Annotated in this window: 16 protein-coding genes; 7 read left to right on the top strand and 9 right to left on the bottom strand. The window is 62.1% G+C overall.

The genetic code is table 11. The annotated features are described in order from the left end of the window. Positions 1-84: 84 nt before the first annotated feature. The 4 genes from msrQ to ilvC form a co-directional block, all read right to left on the bottom strand. Complete coding sequence (msrQ, locus tag IP89_RS08770; RefSeq protein ID WP_043309068.1) at positions 85-720, bottom strand: protein-methionine-sulfoxide reductase heme-binding subunit MsrQ; 636 nt, start codon at positions 718-720, stop codon at positions 85-87. Next, positions 720-1,721, bottom strand: a complete 1,002-nt coding sequence (gene msrP, locus IP89_RS08775) for a protein-methionine-sulfoxide reductase catalytic subunit MsrP (protein ID WP_043309069.1) — start codon at positions 1,719-1,721, stop codon at positions 720-722. Before msrP ends, msrQ begins: the two co-directional genes overlap by 1 nt. Before the next feature lie 62 nt (positions 1,722-1,783). Next, positions 1,784-2,611: a CDP-diacylglycerol--serine O-phosphatidyltransferase gene (gene pssA, locus IP89_RS08780; protein ID WP_043309070.1), complete on the bottom strand. Its 828-nt coding sequence runs from the start codon at positions 2,609-2,611 to the stop codon at positions 1,784-1,786. A gap of 158 nt (positions 2,612-2,769) precedes the next feature. After that, positions 2,770-3,786: a ketol-acid reductoisomerase gene (gene ilvC, locus IP89_RS08785; RefSeq protein ID WP_043309071.1), complete on the bottom strand. Its 1,017-nt coding sequence runs from the start codon at positions 3,784-3,786 to the stop codon at positions 2,770-2,772. 125 nt (positions 3,787-3,911) lie between these two features. Here ilvC and ilvY point away from each other — a divergent pair, with 125 nt between their 5' ends. Continuing rightward, positions 3,912-4,793 (top strand): HTH-type transcriptional activator IlvY, encoded by an 882-nt coding sequence (gene ilvY / locus IP89_RS08790; protein WP_043309072.1) that lies wholly within the window; start codon positions 3,912-3,914, stop codon positions 4,791-4,793. Positions 4,794-4,835: 42 nt separating this feature from the next. Here ilvY and ilvN read toward each other — a convergent pair whose 3' ends face one another. Together ilvN and IP89_RS08800 are read right to left on the bottom strand one after the other, a co-directional pair. Then, positions 4,836-5,327: an acetolactate synthase small subunit gene (gene ilvN / locus IP89_RS08795; protein ID WP_043309073.1), complete on the bottom strand. Its 492-nt coding sequence runs from the start codon at positions 5,325-5,327 to the stop codon at positions 4,836-4,838. Between the two features lie 2 nt (positions 5,328-5,329). Further along, entirely contained in the window at positions 5,330-7,060 is a 1,731-nt protein-coding gene (locus IP89_RS08800; protein ID WP_043309208.1) for an acetolactate synthase 3 large subunit, read from the bottom strand. A gap of 408 nt (positions 7,061-7,468) precedes the next feature. Between IP89_RS08800 and IP89_RS08805 the strand changes: the two genes are divergently transcribed. After that, positions 7,469-7,903 (top strand): DUF4124 domain-containing protein, encoded by a 435-nt coding sequence (locus IP89_RS08805; protein ID WP_043309074.1) that lies wholly within the window; start codon positions 7,469-7,471, stop codon positions 7,901-7,903. A 22-nt stretch (positions 7,904-7,925) separates the two neighbouring features. Here IP89_RS08805 and IP89_RS08810 read toward each other — a convergent pair whose 3' ends face one another. The 3 genes from IP89_RS08810 to mrcB are packed head-to-tail and all read right to left on the bottom strand — an operon-like array spanning position 7,926 to position 11,321. Further along, positions 7,926-8,255, bottom strand: coding sequence for a YqcC family protein (locus IP89_RS08810; protein ID WP_043309075.1), 330 nt, complete (start codon positions 8,253-8,255; stop codon positions 7,926-7,928). After that, a complete protein-coding gene (locus tag IP89_RS08815; RefSeq protein ID WP_081963206.1) occupies positions 8,255-8,980 on the bottom strand; it encodes a tetratricopeptide repeat protein in 726 nt (241 codons plus the stop codon). The genes IP89_RS08810 and IP89_RS08815 overlap by 1 nt, the downstream gene beginning before the upstream one ends. A gap of 22 nt (positions 8,981-9,002) precedes the next feature. Then, positions 9,003-11,321 (bottom strand): penicillin-binding protein 1B, encoded by a 2,319-nt coding sequence (mrcB, locus tag IP89_RS08820; protein ID WP_043309077.1) that lies wholly within the window; start codon positions 11,319-11,321, stop codon positions 9,003-9,005. Between the two features lie 118 nt (positions 11,322-11,439). Between mrcB and IP89_RS08825 the strand changes: the two genes are divergently transcribed. From IP89_RS08825 to IP89_RS08845, 5 genes are all read left to right on the top strand, one after another. Continuing rightward, entirely contained in the window at positions 11,440-13,002 is a 1,563-nt protein-coding gene (locus IP89_RS08825) for a bifunctional aminoglycoside phosphotransferase/ATP-binding protein (RefSeq protein ID WP_043309078.1), read from the top strand. Between the two features lie 56 nt (positions 13,003-13,058). After that, the gene (locus IP89_RS08830) at positions 13,059-13,403 is read left to right on the top strand and encodes a pentapeptide repeat-containing protein (protein WP_043309079.1); all 345 of its coding nucleotides are present in this window, start codon (positions 13,059-13,061) and stop codon (positions 13,401-13,403) included. Between the two features lie 12 nt (positions 13,404-13,415). After that, a complete protein-coding gene (locus IP89_RS08835) occupies positions 13,416-14,195 on the top strand; it encodes a class I SAM-dependent methyltransferase (protein WP_043309080.1) in 780 nt (259 codons plus the stop codon). After that, a complete protein-coding gene (locus IP89_RS08840) occupies positions 14,192-14,464 on the top strand; it encodes a TfoX/Sxy family protein (protein ID WP_043309081.1) in 273 nt (90 codons plus the stop codon). Before IP89_RS08835 ends, IP89_RS08840 begins: the two co-directional genes overlap by 4 nt. Before the next feature lie 106 nt (positions 14,465-14,570). Beyond that, complete coding sequence (locus IP89_RS08845) at positions 14,571-15,371, top strand: cyclic nucleotide-binding domain-containing protein (protein ID WP_043309082.1); 801 nt, start codon at positions 14,571-14,573, stop codon at positions 15,369-15,371. The last annotated feature ends 311 nt before the right edge of the window (positions 15,372-15,682 follow it).

The raw sequence follows: 15,682 nt of genomic DNA on the forward strand, positions 1-15,682 counted from the left end.
GCAACCCTTAATTTCGTCTAACTTCTTGTTTATCAAGAAGTTTTCAGATCAGGCCGCGCCGGAACAGGTGCGCATTCTAGGGGTTCACACGCGCCAGTCAACTCTTTTCTGAAATGATTTCGTCATCTTCACACTCAAGGCCTCTAATCGCACGACCATGAACGGTAGGCGCAGGACCATAAGCAGCACGCCAGCTGCTGCATAGAGAGCCCATTCGCCGGCATCGGAGCGCACAACCCAGAGCATGTGCAGGAGCGCCAGCCCCAGAATCGGATAGACCAGACGATGCAGCTTCTTCCAGCGCATTCCCAGGCGACGTTGGCTCCAGCGATTCGAAGTCAGCGCCAGCGGCAGCAGCCCGATAAACGCCAATACCCCAACAATGATGTAAGGCCGCTCAGCCAGGTCGACCACGAAACGATCCAGACGCAAGCCGAGCAGGAATAGCAAATAGCCGGATAAATGCAGCACAACATAGGCGAAGCACCACAACCCGAGCTGCCGACGCACCACAATCCAACCACTCCACCCCGTAAGCTTGCGCATGGGCGTCATGCTCAAGGTCAGTAGAAGCAGGAAAAGCGCCCCCAAGCCAAGGTTGTCCACCAGCACCTTGCCTGGGTCAGGCCCCGTAAGATGCATGAGCCCTTGGTACAACCAGGCCACGGGAAAAGCCGCCGCAACCACGAAGACCAAGACGCGCCATAACCGGTAACGCATCAGTAGTGCTTCCGCAGATCGAGACCACTATAGAGAGAAGCCACCTCGTCATAACCATTGAACAGGCGAGTATCGATGACGTTCGGACTGAACAGGCTATTAGGCAGGCGGCGCTCGGTAGCTTGGCTCCAGCGTGGATGATCTACCTGAGGATTCACGTTGGCATAGAAGCCGTACTCGTCGGGCGCCAAACTTTCCCAGGTAGTGGTTGGCTGCTCCGCGACCAGACTGATGCGCACGATCGACTTGATGCTCTTGAATCCATACTTCCACGGCGCCACCAGACGCAACGGTGCGCCGTTCTGGTTAGGTAATGTTCGTCCATACAGACCAACCGCCATGATCGTGAGCGGATGCATCGCCTCATCCATGCGCAGCCCCTCGACGTAGGGCCAGTCGATCAACGAGAAGCCCGAGCGCACCCCCGCCATCTGCTCAGGCGCCAGCCTGGTCTCGAAGCGCACATACCTGGCATTGCCGGTTGGCTCGGCCCGCTTGAGCAACTCCGCCAGCGGGAAGCCCAACCAGGGAATGACCATCGACCAAGCCTCGACACAGCGCAGGCGATAGATGCGCTCTTCAAGCCGATGGGGCTGCACCAACTGCTCCAGCGAGACAGGCCCCGGCTTGGCTACCTCGCCATCGATCACCACCGTCCAGGGCTCGACTTCCAGTTTGTCGGCGTAGCGGGCCGGATCGCCCTTGTTGGCGCCGAATTCGTAGAAATTGTTGTAGTGGGTGGCGTCCGCATAGGGCGTCAGCGCCTCCTCGCCGGCGGTAACCGCCTGCCAATGCACGTTAGGCAGTTTTTCAGCGAACCAGCCCGGCAACGATCCCGGCTCGACATCCGCATACCGCTCGGCTTCCGCATGCGCAGGAAAAGCTCCAAGCGCGAGGGCGCCGCCAGCTGCCGCCATGAAACGACGTCGGGAGAGGTAGATGGCTTCGGGAGTGATTTCACATTCGCGCGCGGCGGATGCGAGAGGGGTTTTGATCAGCATGACGGGCTCCGCAGCTGGACATCGAATGCGCCAGTAGACTGCGGAGCCGCGAGGAAATTACATCACTCGACCGCTTTGCGACGGCGCAGTTGCAACAAATATTGCACAGGACCGGAAGCCGCGTAAGCGAGGAAGATCAGCAGCAGGATGCGGGGCGGATCGCTGAACACCACGGCGAAGACAAGCACTACCGCGAGGATCGCGACAAAAGGCACGCGCCCTTTGAGGTCCAGGTCCTTGAAGCTGTAGAACTTGATGTTGCTGACCATCAGCATGCCCGCGGCAGCCACCAGGGCAGCAAACAGCATCACCACTACCACTGGCATATCGACGCCCTCGACGTCGAAGTCCTTCAGCGCCCACACAGTACCGGCAACCACGCCCGCTGCAGCCGGACTGGCCAGACCGATGAACCACTTCTTGTCGATCTTGCCGATCTGCGTGTTGAAACGCGCCAGGCGCAGGGCGGCACAGGCAGTGAAGATGAAGGCCACGGTCAATCCGACATTACCCAACTCGGACAGCGCCCATTTGTAGGCCAGCAGGCTCGGCGCCAAGCCGAAGGCGACCATGTCGGACAGCGAGTCGTACTCGGCACCAAAGGCGCTCTGCGTATTGGTCAGGCGCGCCACGCGTCCATCCAGACCATCGAGCACCATGGCGACGAAAATGGCGATCGCCGCCGAGACGTAGTTGCCGTTGGTGGCACTGACAATGGCGAAGAAGCCAGCAAACAGGTTGGCCGTGGTGAACAGGTTGGGCAGCAGGTAGATGCCGCGGTGGCGGACCTTGCGACCTTCGGCGTCCTGGCCCTCCTCCACATGTTCATCGATGGGCAGCAGGCTCTCCGGCTCGGCGCCTTTGCTGGAATCCTCGGGACGTTCGTTCATGAACAACACCTTGCAGCGATTAGATGAGACTTCGACCGATACCACCTGAGCAGGTTCGCCCGTGGCACGGCTAAACAAGTGGGCTTTATACCAGAAGCCCGCTACGCGCATAAAAAAACGCGGCCTAAGCCGCGTTCTTTTTCGAGCATCGAAAGACCTTAGTTCTTGGTCTTGTCGACGATTTTGTTGGCGGAGATCCACGGCATCATCGCACGCAGTTTCTCGCCGACCACTTCGATGCCGTGAGCGGCATTGTTGCGGCGGTAGGCAGTCATGGACGGGTAGTTGGCCGCGCCTTCGGTGATGAACATCTTGGCGTACTCGCCGTCCTGGATGCGCTTCAGAGCGTTGCGCATGGCCTGACGGGATTCGGCGTTGATGACTTCCGGGCCGGTCACGTACTCGCCGTACTCGGCGTTGTTGGAGATCGAGTAGTTCATATTGGCGATGCCGCCTTCGAACATCAGGTCGACGATCAGCTTCAGCTCGTGCAGGCACTCGAAGTAGGCCATTTCCGGCGCGTAGCCAGCTTCGACCAGAGTATCGAAACCAGCCTTGACCAGCTCGACGCAACCACCGCACAGAACAGCCTGCTCGCCGAACAGGTCGGTTTCGGTCTCGTCCTTGAAGGTGGTTTCGATGATGCCGGTACGGCCGCCGCCAACGCCGCAGGCGTAGGACAGGGCGACGTTCTTGGCATTGCCGGAAGCGTCTTGGTAGATGGCGATCAGGTCAGGGATGCCGCCGCCTTTGACGAACTCGGAACGTACAGTGTGGCCCGGAGCTTTCGGCGCGATCATGATCACGTCGAGGTCGGCACGCGGTACAACTTGGTTGTAGTGGATCGAGAAGCCGTGGGAGAAGGCCAGGGTGGCGCCTTTCTTGATGTTCGGCTCGATCTCGTCCTTGTACAGACGGCCCTGGAATTCGTCCGGGGTCAGGATCATGACCAGGTCGGCATTGGCGACGGCGGTAGCCACGTCGGTGACTTTCAGGCCATGGGCTTCGGCCTTGGCGACGGTTGCGGAGCCTTTACGCAGACCGATGGTGACGTCAACACCGGAATCCTTCAGGTTGCACGCCTGAGCGTGGCCCTGGGAGCCGTAGCCGATAACGGCGACTTTCTTGCCCTGGATGATGGAGAGGTCGCAGTCTTTGTCGTAGAAAACTTTCATGTTCTTGGCTCTTCTGGATCGAATGGAGTGGGTGCTCAGCACCGCTACGGAAGCACCTTAAGCGATCCTCACCATTGCGTAAAATGATATATTTGCAATACAACGTGCCGATATATGAAACAGTTATGGACAGCCACGCCCTCAGGCTTTTTCTTTCTCTGGCAGACAACCTGCACTTCGGCAAAACCAGCCGCGAACAGCACGTCAGCCCCTCCGCACTCAGCCGCAGCATCAAGCAACTCGAGGACGAACTCGGCGCACCGCTGTTCCTGCGCGACAACCGCTCGGTGCGCCTGACCCGCGAGGGGCAGCAGTTTCGCCAATACGCCCAGGACGTGATGAATGGCTGGCAGGCCATCCGCCAGACCTTCAAGCAGGATCAGTTGATTCTGCACGGCGAGCTTTCGCTGTATTGCTCGGTCACGGCTAGCTACAGCTTTCTGTACGACATCCTCAGCAGCTTTCGCCAGAACTACCCGCGCATCGAAATGAAGCTGCATACCGGCGACCCGGCCAAGGCCGTCGAACGCGTGCAGCTGGAACTGGAAGACCTGGCCATCGGTGCTCGCCCGGACAGCTTGCCGGCCGACGTCGAATTCCAGCCCATCGCTCGCTCCGAGCTGCGCTTCATCGGCCCGCAGTCCTCCCAGCTACTCAGCGACGAGCAGCTGAAACACCCCAGCGCGGAAAGCTGGAAAGACGTGCCGATGATCCTCTCGGAAGAGGGACTCGCGCGCACCCGCACCGACCGCTGGCTGAAGAGCCACAACATCAAACCGCGCATCTATGCCCAGGTCAGCGGTAACGAGGCCATCGTCAGCATGGTCAGCCTGGGGTTCGGCATCGGCGTGGTACCGCAGATCGTGCTCGACAACAGCCCGCTGACCGCGCGCATCCGCATCTACGACATACAGCCGCCATTGACCGCTTACGACATCGGCCTGTTCGCCCTGCAGAAGCGCCTCAAGGATCCGCTGATCGCCGCTTTCTGGAACCGCCAGAAATAAAAAGCCCCGCACTAGGCGGGGCTTTTTTCTACAACAGGACGATCAGACGCTCAGGACCTTGTCGCCACGGGCGATACCAGTGACACCGCTGCGCACGGTCTCCAGGATCGACGCGGTGCCGATGGCCTGGATGAAGCTGTCCAGTTTCTCGCTGGTACCGGCCAACTGGATGGTGTAGACGCTGCTGGTCACGTCGACGATCTGCCCGCGGAAGATGTCGGTGGTGCGCTTGACCTCGGCGCGCTGGGCGCCCGTGGCCTTCACCTTCACCAGCATCAGCTCGCGTTCGATGTGCGCGCTTTCCGACAAGTTCACCAGCTTGACCACTTCGATCAGCTTGTTGAGGTTCTTGGTGATCTGCTCGATCACGTCATCGTGGCCAGCGGTGGTCAGCGTCAGACGCGACAGGGTCGGGTCCTCGGTCGGCGCAACGGTCAGGCTTTCGATGTTGTAGTTGCGCTGGGAGAACAGACCGACCACGCGCGACAGGGCGCCTGGCTCGTTTTCCAGCAACAGGGAGATGATATGGCGCATGGTCAGGTCCGCTCCGTCTTGCTCAGCCACATGTCACGCATGGCACCTTCGCGAATCTGCATCGGGTACACGTGCTCGCTGGTATCCACGGCGATGTCGAGGAACACCAGACGGTTCTTCAGGGCAAAGGCCTCTTCCATCTTCGGCTTGAGGTCCTTGAGGTCGGTGATGCGCATGCCCACGTGACCATAGGACTCAGCCAGCTTGACGAAGTCCGGCAACGACTCCATGTAGGAGTGCGAATAACGGCTGTTGTACTGCATGTCCTGCCATTGGCGGACCATGCCCAGCGCACCGTTGTTCAGGTTGATGATCTTCACCGGCAGGTCGTACTGCAGGCAGGTCGACAGCTCCTGAATGTTCATCTGGATACTGCCCTCGCCGGTGACGCAGGCCACGTCATCATCCGGGAAGTTCAGCTTGACGCCCATGGCCGCCGGCAGACCGAAGCCCATGGTGCCCAGGCCACCGGAGTTGATCCAGCGATTGGGCTTGTTGAAGCGGTAGTACTGGGCCGCGAACATCTGGTGCTGACCAACGTCGGAGCTGACGAAGGCGTCGCCCTTGGTCACTTCCCACAGGGTTTCGATCACGGTCTGCGGCTTGATGATGCTGCCGTCACCTTCGTTGTAGGGGAACAGGCGGCCTTCACCGCGCCACTCGTCGATCTGCTTCCACCAGCTGGCGACGGTTTCCTTGTTCGGCGTCTCACCCATCTCGCGGAGGATGGCGACCATTTCGGTCAGCACGCTGTCCACCGGGCCAACGATCGGGATGTCAGCCTTGACGGTCTTGGAGATCGACGCCGGGTCGATGTCGATATGGATGACCTTGGCGTTCGGGCAGAACTTGGCGGCGGTCTCGCCGTTGATCACGCGGTCATCGAAGCGTGCGCCGACAGCCAGGATCACATCGGAGTGGTGCATCGCCAGGTTGGCGGTGTAGCTGCCGTGCATGCCGAGCATGCCGACGAACTGACGGTCGCCACCCGGGAAGGCGCCGAGGCCCATCAGAGTATTGGTCACCGGCACATTGAGCAGCTTGGCCAGCTCGGTGAGCTGCGCCGAAGCATTGCCCATGATCACGCCGCCACCGGAATAGAGGATCGGACGCTTGGCGGCGAGGAGCATTTCCACGGCCTTGCGGATCTGACCGGAATGGCCACGGCTAGCCGGATTGTAGGAGCGCAGCTTGGCCTTCTTCGGATAGCTGTACTCGAATTTCTCGGCCGGATTGGTCATGTCCTTGGGAATATCCACGACCACGGGACCGGGGCGACCGGACTGAGCAATGTAGAAAGCCTTCTTCATCACTTCGGGGATTTCCGAAGGATGCTTGATGATGAAGCTGTGCTTCACGATGGGACGGGAGATACCGACCATGTCGGTCTCCTGGAAGGCATCGGTGCCCACCATGCGGCTCGGCACCTGGCCGGACAGCACCACCATCGGAATGGAATCCATGTAGGCGGTAGCAATGCCGGTAATGGCATTGGTCGCCCCCGGGCCGGAAGTCACCAGCACCACGCCGGCCTTGCCGGTGGCGCGGGCGTAGCCGTCGGCCATGTGAGTGGCAGCCTGCTCGTGACGAACCAGGATGTGGGTAACTTCCGGTTCCTTGAACAGGGCATCGTAGATGTGCAGGAGGGCACCGCCCGGGTACCCATAGATGTACTTAACGCCTTCGTCACGCAACGAGCGGACGACCATTTCAGCGCCGGATAAAAGCTCCACGTTGTTCACCTCTAGAACGCCAGATCACCACCCGACAACGAGTGGTCCTTGATGTAGGTATTACCGGCCGACAGACAGGCGCGACTGTGGTCGCGGGCGATGCAGGGGTCTGTGTGACGAGTAACGGAAGAGCCCAATCTTGCGGAGCCTTTCCTTCCCAGCGCGAGGTAACGCGTTGCGGGTGTAACGGGGGTCGGCACGGGTAGCGCCTTTTTCCACTGAGCTGAAGGACGCTTGCGGCGGACTTCACAACAGCAGGAAGCACAGATTGTTCGGATTACTGAACGCCAAGTCAAGCCGCACTTCACAGTTTCTTGTCCTGCCGGCTTGTGACATGGCGCAGGATGAAGATTTGCAGCTTTTGGTTATAGTAACGGGCAAGTTTTGCTGCCGAAAAAAGGAAATGACATGCGTCGCATGATTCTCGCGTGCAGTGTGCTGCTCGCCTTGAGCACCGGAGCCACTGCCGGCCAGATATACAAATGGGTGGATAGCCAGGGCAACGTACACTTCGGCTCGCAGCCGCCGGAGGGGCAATCATCTGCGACTGTGAACCCCAATGTTTCTCAGCCGAAGGTAGCTCCTCCCCCGCCGCCAGCTCCAAAGAGCGAAGCCAAGGACGAGAAACAGGAAGAGCTGGATCGCGAGGCGAAAGACCAGGTTGCCAAGCAAGATAAAGAGCGAAAAGCCTACTGCGAGAGCACTCGCCAGGACCTAGCGCAGATGCGCGCCACCTCTCGCCTGCGTGTTGAGGAAAATGGCGAACTGCGCCGCCTCACCGAAGAAGAGCGCCAGGAGCGTATCGCAAAGAGCGAAGCAGCGATCAAGGAAAACTGCCAGTAATCTACTGGCAACGACGGAGCGCTCAGCGAGCGCTCCCGATCAATCGATCAAACTCTCCCAGCGCTCCCAGCAGCGCACCGACTTCCGCGTCACGCCCCTTGAAGCGCTCCTCAGCCAGCGGGCGGATGCCGGATGCCGTCGGCAGAGGGCCGCCCGATTCCAGCAACTGCTTCATCCGCGGCAAGAACAGCCACTGCAGCCACGCCTCGAAATCCAGGGTATCGATGCAGAACGGCTGCTGGCTGGCCAGCGCCTCGGCCGAGGGCGCCTCGACCGACCACATGTCCAGTACGCGTAGTTCACGCTCGATCAGCAGCAACTGATCGGCCAGCAGCGATAGGCGCACATCCATCACAGATTGACCCGCGCTCGCTCGCGCGCCTGCGCGGCGCCTGCCGGATCACCCTGACGCTCGCGAGACTGAGCGATCAAACCCCAGAGGCTGGCCTGCAGCGCCGGGCGACCACTGGCGTAGGTCAGACCACGACGCGCCAGCTGCTCGGCCTGAGCGGCATCGCCCTGAGCCAGCCGCACCTCGGCCAGGCGATAGAGTACTTGCGGCTCGCGCGGGGCAATGCGCTGGGCGCGCTCCAGGCTGGACGAAGCGCCGTCTAGGTCGCCGCTGCCTTGCTGCTGCTGGGCACTGGTGAGCAGCGCCAGCACCGGGCCATCCAGCTGCTCATCGGCAGCCAGGCTACCGCCGGAAGGAATGCCGCTGGGCATGCTCGGCACGCTGGGAGCCTGGTAGCCGCCAACGCTGGAGATCGGCGCACTGCTCATGGGCGCCGGATTGTAGGTCGACGGAGTGGCATTGCTGCCATCCGGGTAGGTCTCCAGAGGCGCCGAACTCACGCCACCCGGCACCATCACCACCACCCCGGAGTCTTCTGGCAGGCTCTGCGCCTGGCTCTGCTGCTGCGGCTGCGTGCTTGCGCCACCACGGCCGGCAAAGGCGCCCTGCTCATCCGAGCGCAGACTACCGGTCGAGTCCTGCACCGGAATCGAACCCTTGGGCACACTGGAGCAACCCGACAGCACTGCCGAAGCCAACATTACGGTAACCCACCACTTAGCCATTCATTTCCTCACTCGAAGCGGATCAATTGAGCCAGCCGCGCACCCAGTCCATAACGTTTTCAGCCGGAGCATCCAACACGCCACAAGGCTGTCCGGGCGGCGGCTCGCTACCACGGATATAGGGAATCTCTACCGCGTTCGGGCACCCAGCTGCGGAACCCTGCCCGCTGTAGGCGTCTATCCAGGCCGATGCGACGTTATCCGGCATCGGCATGTCCAGCGGCAACGGATCGGCTTTCTTCATGAAGCCAGTCCACACCTGCAGCGCACCGGTAGCACCGGTCAGCGGTGTCTTGCCATTGTCGTCACGGCCCATCCACACCACCGCCAGCAGGTCCTGGCTGAAGCCAGCGAACCAGCTATCGCGTGAATCGTTACTGGTCCCGGTCTTGCCGGCCAGCGTCAGATTACCCGGCAACTGGCTGTACACCGAGCGTCCGGTACCCTCGCGCATCACCCGCTGCATTGCATTCTGCACCAGGTAGATGGCACCCGGATCGAAGCGCTGCTGGATCTGGAACGGGTAACGTTTGAGCGGCTCACCGTCGGCAGCCAGCACGCTGCGAATGCCGCGCAGCGGGGTGTTGAAGCCGCCGTTGGCCAGGGTCTGGTACATGGTCGCCACTTCCATCGGGCTCAGCGCGCCGGCGCCCAGCAGCATCGACGGATAGGCTGGCCAATTCTTGTTCACACCCAGACGCTCGAGGGTTTTGAGCACGTTGGGCACGCCCAGTTCCAGGCCGAGCTTGGCGGTCGACAGGTTGTAGGAGTTGGCCAGGCCCTGATACAGATAAATCGTGCCGTGAGCCTTACGGTCATAGTTCTGCGGGCGCCAGACCTGGCCGTCCTGGCCCTTCACCGAGAAGGGCGTGTCTTCCAGCCAACTGGTCAGCGTGTACTGGCTGGGACGCTCCAGCGCTGTGAGGTAGACCGCAGGCTTGATCAGCGAACCGATCGGGCGATTGGCATCCAGCACTCGGTTGAAGCCGGCGAAACGTGGCTGGCGGCTGCCGATCAGCGCTTGCACTTCACCGGTTTCCGGATTGGTCACCACCATCGCCGCCTCGACCTCGTCGAGTCCCTGGCGACCGGATAGGCGCTTGAAGGTCTCGCCCAGCGCCGATTCAGCCTTGAGCTGCAGGATCGGGTCGAAACTGGTGAAGATGCGCAGACCTTCCTCGGTCAGGTCTTCCTCACGGTAGTCCTCGCGCAGCTGGCGCTTGACCAGGTCGAGGAAACCGGGGAAAGAGCTGTCGGCCAGGCTGCCACGCTTGGTCACACCGAGCGGCTTCTGCTTAGCCGCCTCGGCGACCTCGGCAGTCACCACGCCCTGCTGCACCAGCAGATCAAGTACCAGGTTGCGGCGTTCCAGCGCGCGCTCCGGATTACGCCGCGGGTTGTAGTAGGTCGGCCCCTTGACCATGCCCACCAGCAACGCCACCTGCTCGAGTTTGAGCTCGCCCAGCGGCTGGCTGAAGAAGTACTGGCTGGCCAGACCGAAGCCATGCACGGCGCGCTGGCCGTCCTGGCCGAGGAACACCTCGTTGAGGTAGGCCTCGAGGATCTCCTGCTTGTCGTAGTGCAGCTCCAGCAGCACCGCCATCATGGCTTCGGTGAGCTTGCGGGTCAGGCTGCGCTCGTTGGTGAGGTAGAAGTTCTTCACCAACTGCTGGGTCAAGGTACTGCCGCCCTGGCGCAGCTGGCCGGCGCTGGCGTTGATCCACACCGCGCGGGCGATGCCCTTGGGCGATACGCCAAAGTGGTTGAAGAACTCGCGATCCTCCACCGCCACCAGGGTCTCGACCAGGTACGGCGGCACCTGATCCAGCTTGATCAGGATGCGGTCCTCGTGGTGCGCCGGGTACAGGCCGCCGATCAGCAACGGCTCCATGCGCGCCACCGCCAGCTTGGCGCCGCTACCCTGGTTCAGCCCGGCCACGTAGTCGCCGGAGAACTTCACCCGCACCCGCTGGGCCGGCTCGTTGCCCTCGTAGAACTGGAAGCCGCGCGTGTGCAGATCGACCAGATTGCCATTCACCGCCGCCGCACCCGGGCCATTGGCAGCGCCTTCGCGGCGATAGCCGAGGGCGTCCAGCTCGGTGAGGAAGTCGTCCTTGCTCAGCTTCTGGCCGACGAACAACTCCAGCGGCCGGGCATAGACCTTAGCCGGCACAGTCCAGCGTTTGCCGGAGAATTTCTCCTGCACCACGGCATCGAGATACACGGCGAAGCCAGCCAGCAGCACCAGGCCGACCAGCGACAACTTGAATAGCCAGCCCAGCCAGGAACGGCTGCCGGCGCGACGCTTGGCGCCTTTGCGAGGGGTACGGGAACGAGTCATGGCGCGGCATTATACGCACTTTGCCCTGCCCCAACAGGCGAGTCCCAGTGGTTTGCAGAGTGCCTCACAGCGGCCATAATGCCGCCTCTTATCGACTCCAAGAATGCAAGGAAAGACCGTGAGCCAAGCCCTGATTGCTGCGCTGCAGAACCCCGCCCTCTACCCTCACCCGGTGGACGGCTTCCAGGTAATCGAGACGCACATCTCCTGGGTCCTGCTCACCGGCCCCTTCGCCTACAAGATCAAGAAGCCGGCCAACTTCGGCTTCCTCGACTTCACCGACCTGGACAAACGCCAGCACTTCTGCGGCGAGGAACTGCGCCTCAACCAGCGCTTGACCGACGGCCTGTACCTAGACGTCCTGCCGATCACCGGCAGTGAAAGCGCGCCGCAACTGGGCGGCGAAGGCCCGGCCATCGAGTACGTACTGAAGATGCGTCAGTTCCCGCAGAGCCAGCTGCTCAGCGCCGTACAGGGTCGCGGTGAGCTGACCCCGGCACACATCGATGCCCTGGCCCAGCAGATCGCCGACTTCCATGGCCGCACGCCGACCGTGGCCACCGACCATCCGCTAAGCCTGCCGAACGCCATCGTCGCGCCGATGCGGCAGAACTTCGAACAGATCCGCCCGCTGCTCACCGATGCCGCCGACTTGCGCCAGCTCGACGCCCTGGAAGCCTGGGTCGAGGCCAGCATCGCTCGCCTGACCCCGCTGCTGGCCAGGCGCGCAGAGATGGGGGCAATTCGCGAGTGCCACGGTGACATCCACCTGGGCAACGCCACCCTGCTCGACGGCGAAGTCGTGCTGTTCGACTGCATTGAATTCAACGAAGAATTCCGCCTGATCGACATCGCCCTGGACGCCGCCTTCCTCGCCATGGACCTGGAAGACCGCGGTCTCAAGACACTGTCGCGACGCTTCGTCAGCGCCTGGCTGGAGCACAGCGGCGACTACGACGCGCTGGAACTGCTCAACCTGTACAAGTCCCACCGCGCCCTGGTGCGGGCCAAGGTCGCGCTGTTCAGCCTGGCGCACCAGAGCGATGCCGTGCAGAAGGCCGCGACCCTGCGCCAGTACCGCAACTACGCCAACCTGGCCGAGAGCTACAGCGCCATCCCCACGCCGTTCCTGGCCATCACCAGCGGCGTATCCGCGGTGGGCAAGAGCCAGGTCGCCCTGCGCCTGGTGGACGCCCTGGGCGCCATCCGCCTGCGCTCGGACGTTGAACGCAAGCGTCTGTTCGGCAAGCAGCCGGCCGCAGCCAAAGGCAGCCTGAACGGCGGCATCTACAGCGCCGAGGCCAGCGCCGCCACCTACCAGCGCCTGCACCAGCTGGCCGAGCGCGCCCTGCACGCCGGCTTCCCGGTGGTACTGGACGCCGCCTACCTCAAGCACGAGCAGCGCTCCGCCGCCTGGCAGGTCGCCGAACAAAATGGCGTGCCCTTCCTGATCCTGGACTGCCAGGCGCCACAAGAAGTCATAGCCGCCTGGCTGGAACAGCGCCAGGCCGAAGGCACCGACCCCTCCGACGCTACCCTCGAGGTGATCCAGGCCCAGCAATCCAGCCGCGACGAGCTCAATGCCGACGAACTGGCCCACAGCCGCCGCGTCGACACCCACCAGGCGGCCAGCCTGGACGGCCTGATCGAGAGCATTCGCCAGCGCCTGCCTGGGCTCTGAGCCGCACCATTCAGGGCCTGTCTATACTGCCGGCAGGCCCTGAATGGAGGCACCCCATGAACCAACCCCGCCAGCTGGAAAATCCGCTCTATCGTCTGCTGCACGATGAGAAGGTCGCCGAGTTCAACAAGCAGAAGCCCCACGATGGCTCCGTCGACCTGCGCGGCGCCGATCTGCGCGGCCTCGACCTGCGCCTGCTGGACGCCAACCGTATCGACTTCACCGACGCCTACTTCCGCGGTGCTGACCTGCGCGGCCTCGACCTGCGCGAGTCCAACCTGGAGGGCGCCAGCATCGCCCATGCGCAGATCTCCGGCGCGTACTTTCCTGTACAGCTGAGCGCAGACGAAATCCTGCTCTCCATGCAGTTCGGCACCCGCATGCGCTACCGCCCCACCTGATCCAGAGTCCCCATGAGCGAGATCGCCCGCCTGTTCGGCAACCGCGCCGGCGCCTATGCCAGCTTCCGCCCGCAATACCCCTCCGCCCTGTTCGACTGGCTGGCCAGCAACTGCACTAGCCATGAACGGGCACTGGACATCGCCTGCGGCAATGGCCAGGCCAGCCGCCCGCTGCTCGGCCACTTTCGCCATGTGCTGGCCTGCGATGGCAGCCCCGAGCAACTGCAGGCCGCCCCCGATCTGCAGGGCGTCGACTGTTTTGCCGCCGACGCCAGTGCCCAGCCCCTGGCCGACGCCAGCCTCGACCTGATCGTCGTAGCCCAGGCCTTGCACTGGTTCGCCACTCCTGACTTCTTCGCTGAAGCACGCCGCCTGCTCAGGCCCGATGGGCTGCTCTGTGCCTGGTGCTACAGCCTGTTGCGCATCGACGATGCACTGGACGCCGTGCTTGATGACTTCTACTGGAACACCCTGAACGGCTACTGGCCGGCCGGCCGAACCAGCGTCGACGCGGGATACAGCGACATCCAGCCGCCTTTTGCACGCATCCAGGTACCGGCCTTCGCCATCGAATTGGAGTGGGATCTGCAACAGCTGGTCGGCTATCTGAGCACCTGGTCCGCAGTGCAGAAGCTGGAACAAGCCAGCGGGCGCGACCCGTTGCAGGACCTGCTGCCCAGGCTGCTGAAGGCCTGGGGCGACGGGCAGCAAAAGCGTTTTGTGCGATGGCCGCTACACTTTCTCGCAGGCTTCCCGGCACGCCCTCATGACCAAGGCAAGGAGGCGCCATGAATGATGAGCTGCAACACCTGAAGAACCTGGGCAAGACCTCAGCGCAGTGGCTGCACGCGGTCGGCATCCACAGCGCCAATGATCTGCGCCGGCTGGGCTCCGTCGATGCCTACCGGGCCGTACGCGCGCGTGGTTTTCGTGCATCCAAGGTTCTGCTCTACGCCATAGAAGGCGCTCTGCTCGACGTACACTGGAACGATCTGCCACCAGGCATCAAGGACAGCCTGAACGGCCAGCTGGACGAGCGAGTGCCGCGCAACAAGAGCTAGCTCACAACCTCCGAGCTGCGGCATTTACCTGCATCACGCCGCAACCTATTGTTGCCGCACTCTGCGTGCCTTATCGTCAGCCCAGCCAGTTCAAGGAATTACCGACATGTACCTACTCGGGGAGCAACCGGCCTACGCCGACCAGCTGATCCAACGCCTGCAGAGCATTCCCGCACAACTGCTCGAAGGGCTGCAGCCCAGCGGCTCGCCCCTGCGCCTCGAGCAGGTCGAGGATCTGGCCAAGATCCTTCCCGGCAATCAGCTGTACATCATCGAGAATGGCCTGCTGCACGCCCAGGTCGACGAACGCCCGCTGTTCTACCTGCAGGAAGGCGACCTGGTCGGCCTGCGCCAGGGCATCGACCTGCCCAGCTGCCGCTACAGCAGCGAAGAACACCTGACCCTGGTGCCCTATGCGCGCACCGACGTGTTCAAACACATCTACACCAGCGAGCAGCGCCAGGAACTGTTCATCCAGTACCTGATCGGCCACACCGCCCTGCTCTCGGATGCACTGGCCCGCCTCAAGCAGCCGGAAATTCGCCCGGCCACCGGCTTCCAGCACTTCGCCGCCGGCGAGGAACTGATCCACCAAGGCGACGATGCCGACCACGTGTTCGTGATCATCGAAGGCCATGCCGAGGCCCATGTCGATGGCCAGAAGGTCGGCGACGTGCAGAAAGACGAAATCTTCGGCGCCATGGCCGTGTTCACCCGCGAGAAGCGCAGCGCCACGGTGATCGCCAGCGAGCCCTGCACCGTCATGGTCATTCCCAAGGACCAGTTCCTCAGCCTGATGCAGAGCAACCCCCGCATCGCCCACAGCCTGATCGAGAGCATGGCGCGGCGCATCGACCTGCTGAACAAGGAAGTCACTCAGCTGCGTACCCAGCTGCCACAAAGCTGAGTCACGCAGGGCTGTAACGACAAACCCCGGCCATGGCCGGGGTTTTCTTTGCGTGGGTGTTTTGCCAACTAGTCGAAAATAATTCTCATCCAGGTGTTGACTAGAAAATGAGAATTGTTATTATTACCTCAACTGGTCGCGAGATCAGCCGATAAGCTCAAGAGACCACAGCAGTCGGACTCTTCAGATTATCTCCTCATCAGGCTAATCACGGTTATTGACCCGGCAATTTGCCGGGTCTTTTTTTGCCCGCAACTTTTAGCCGGCGCCGCGAGCCACCGCATCAGCAGCTTTGCTGCGCGAAGAGAGCG

The sequence above is a fragment of the Pseudomonas sp. ML96 genome (assembly GCF_000761545.1).
GTDB lineage: Bacteria > Pseudomonadota > Gammaproteobacteria > Pseudomonadales > Pseudomonadaceae > Aquipseudomonas.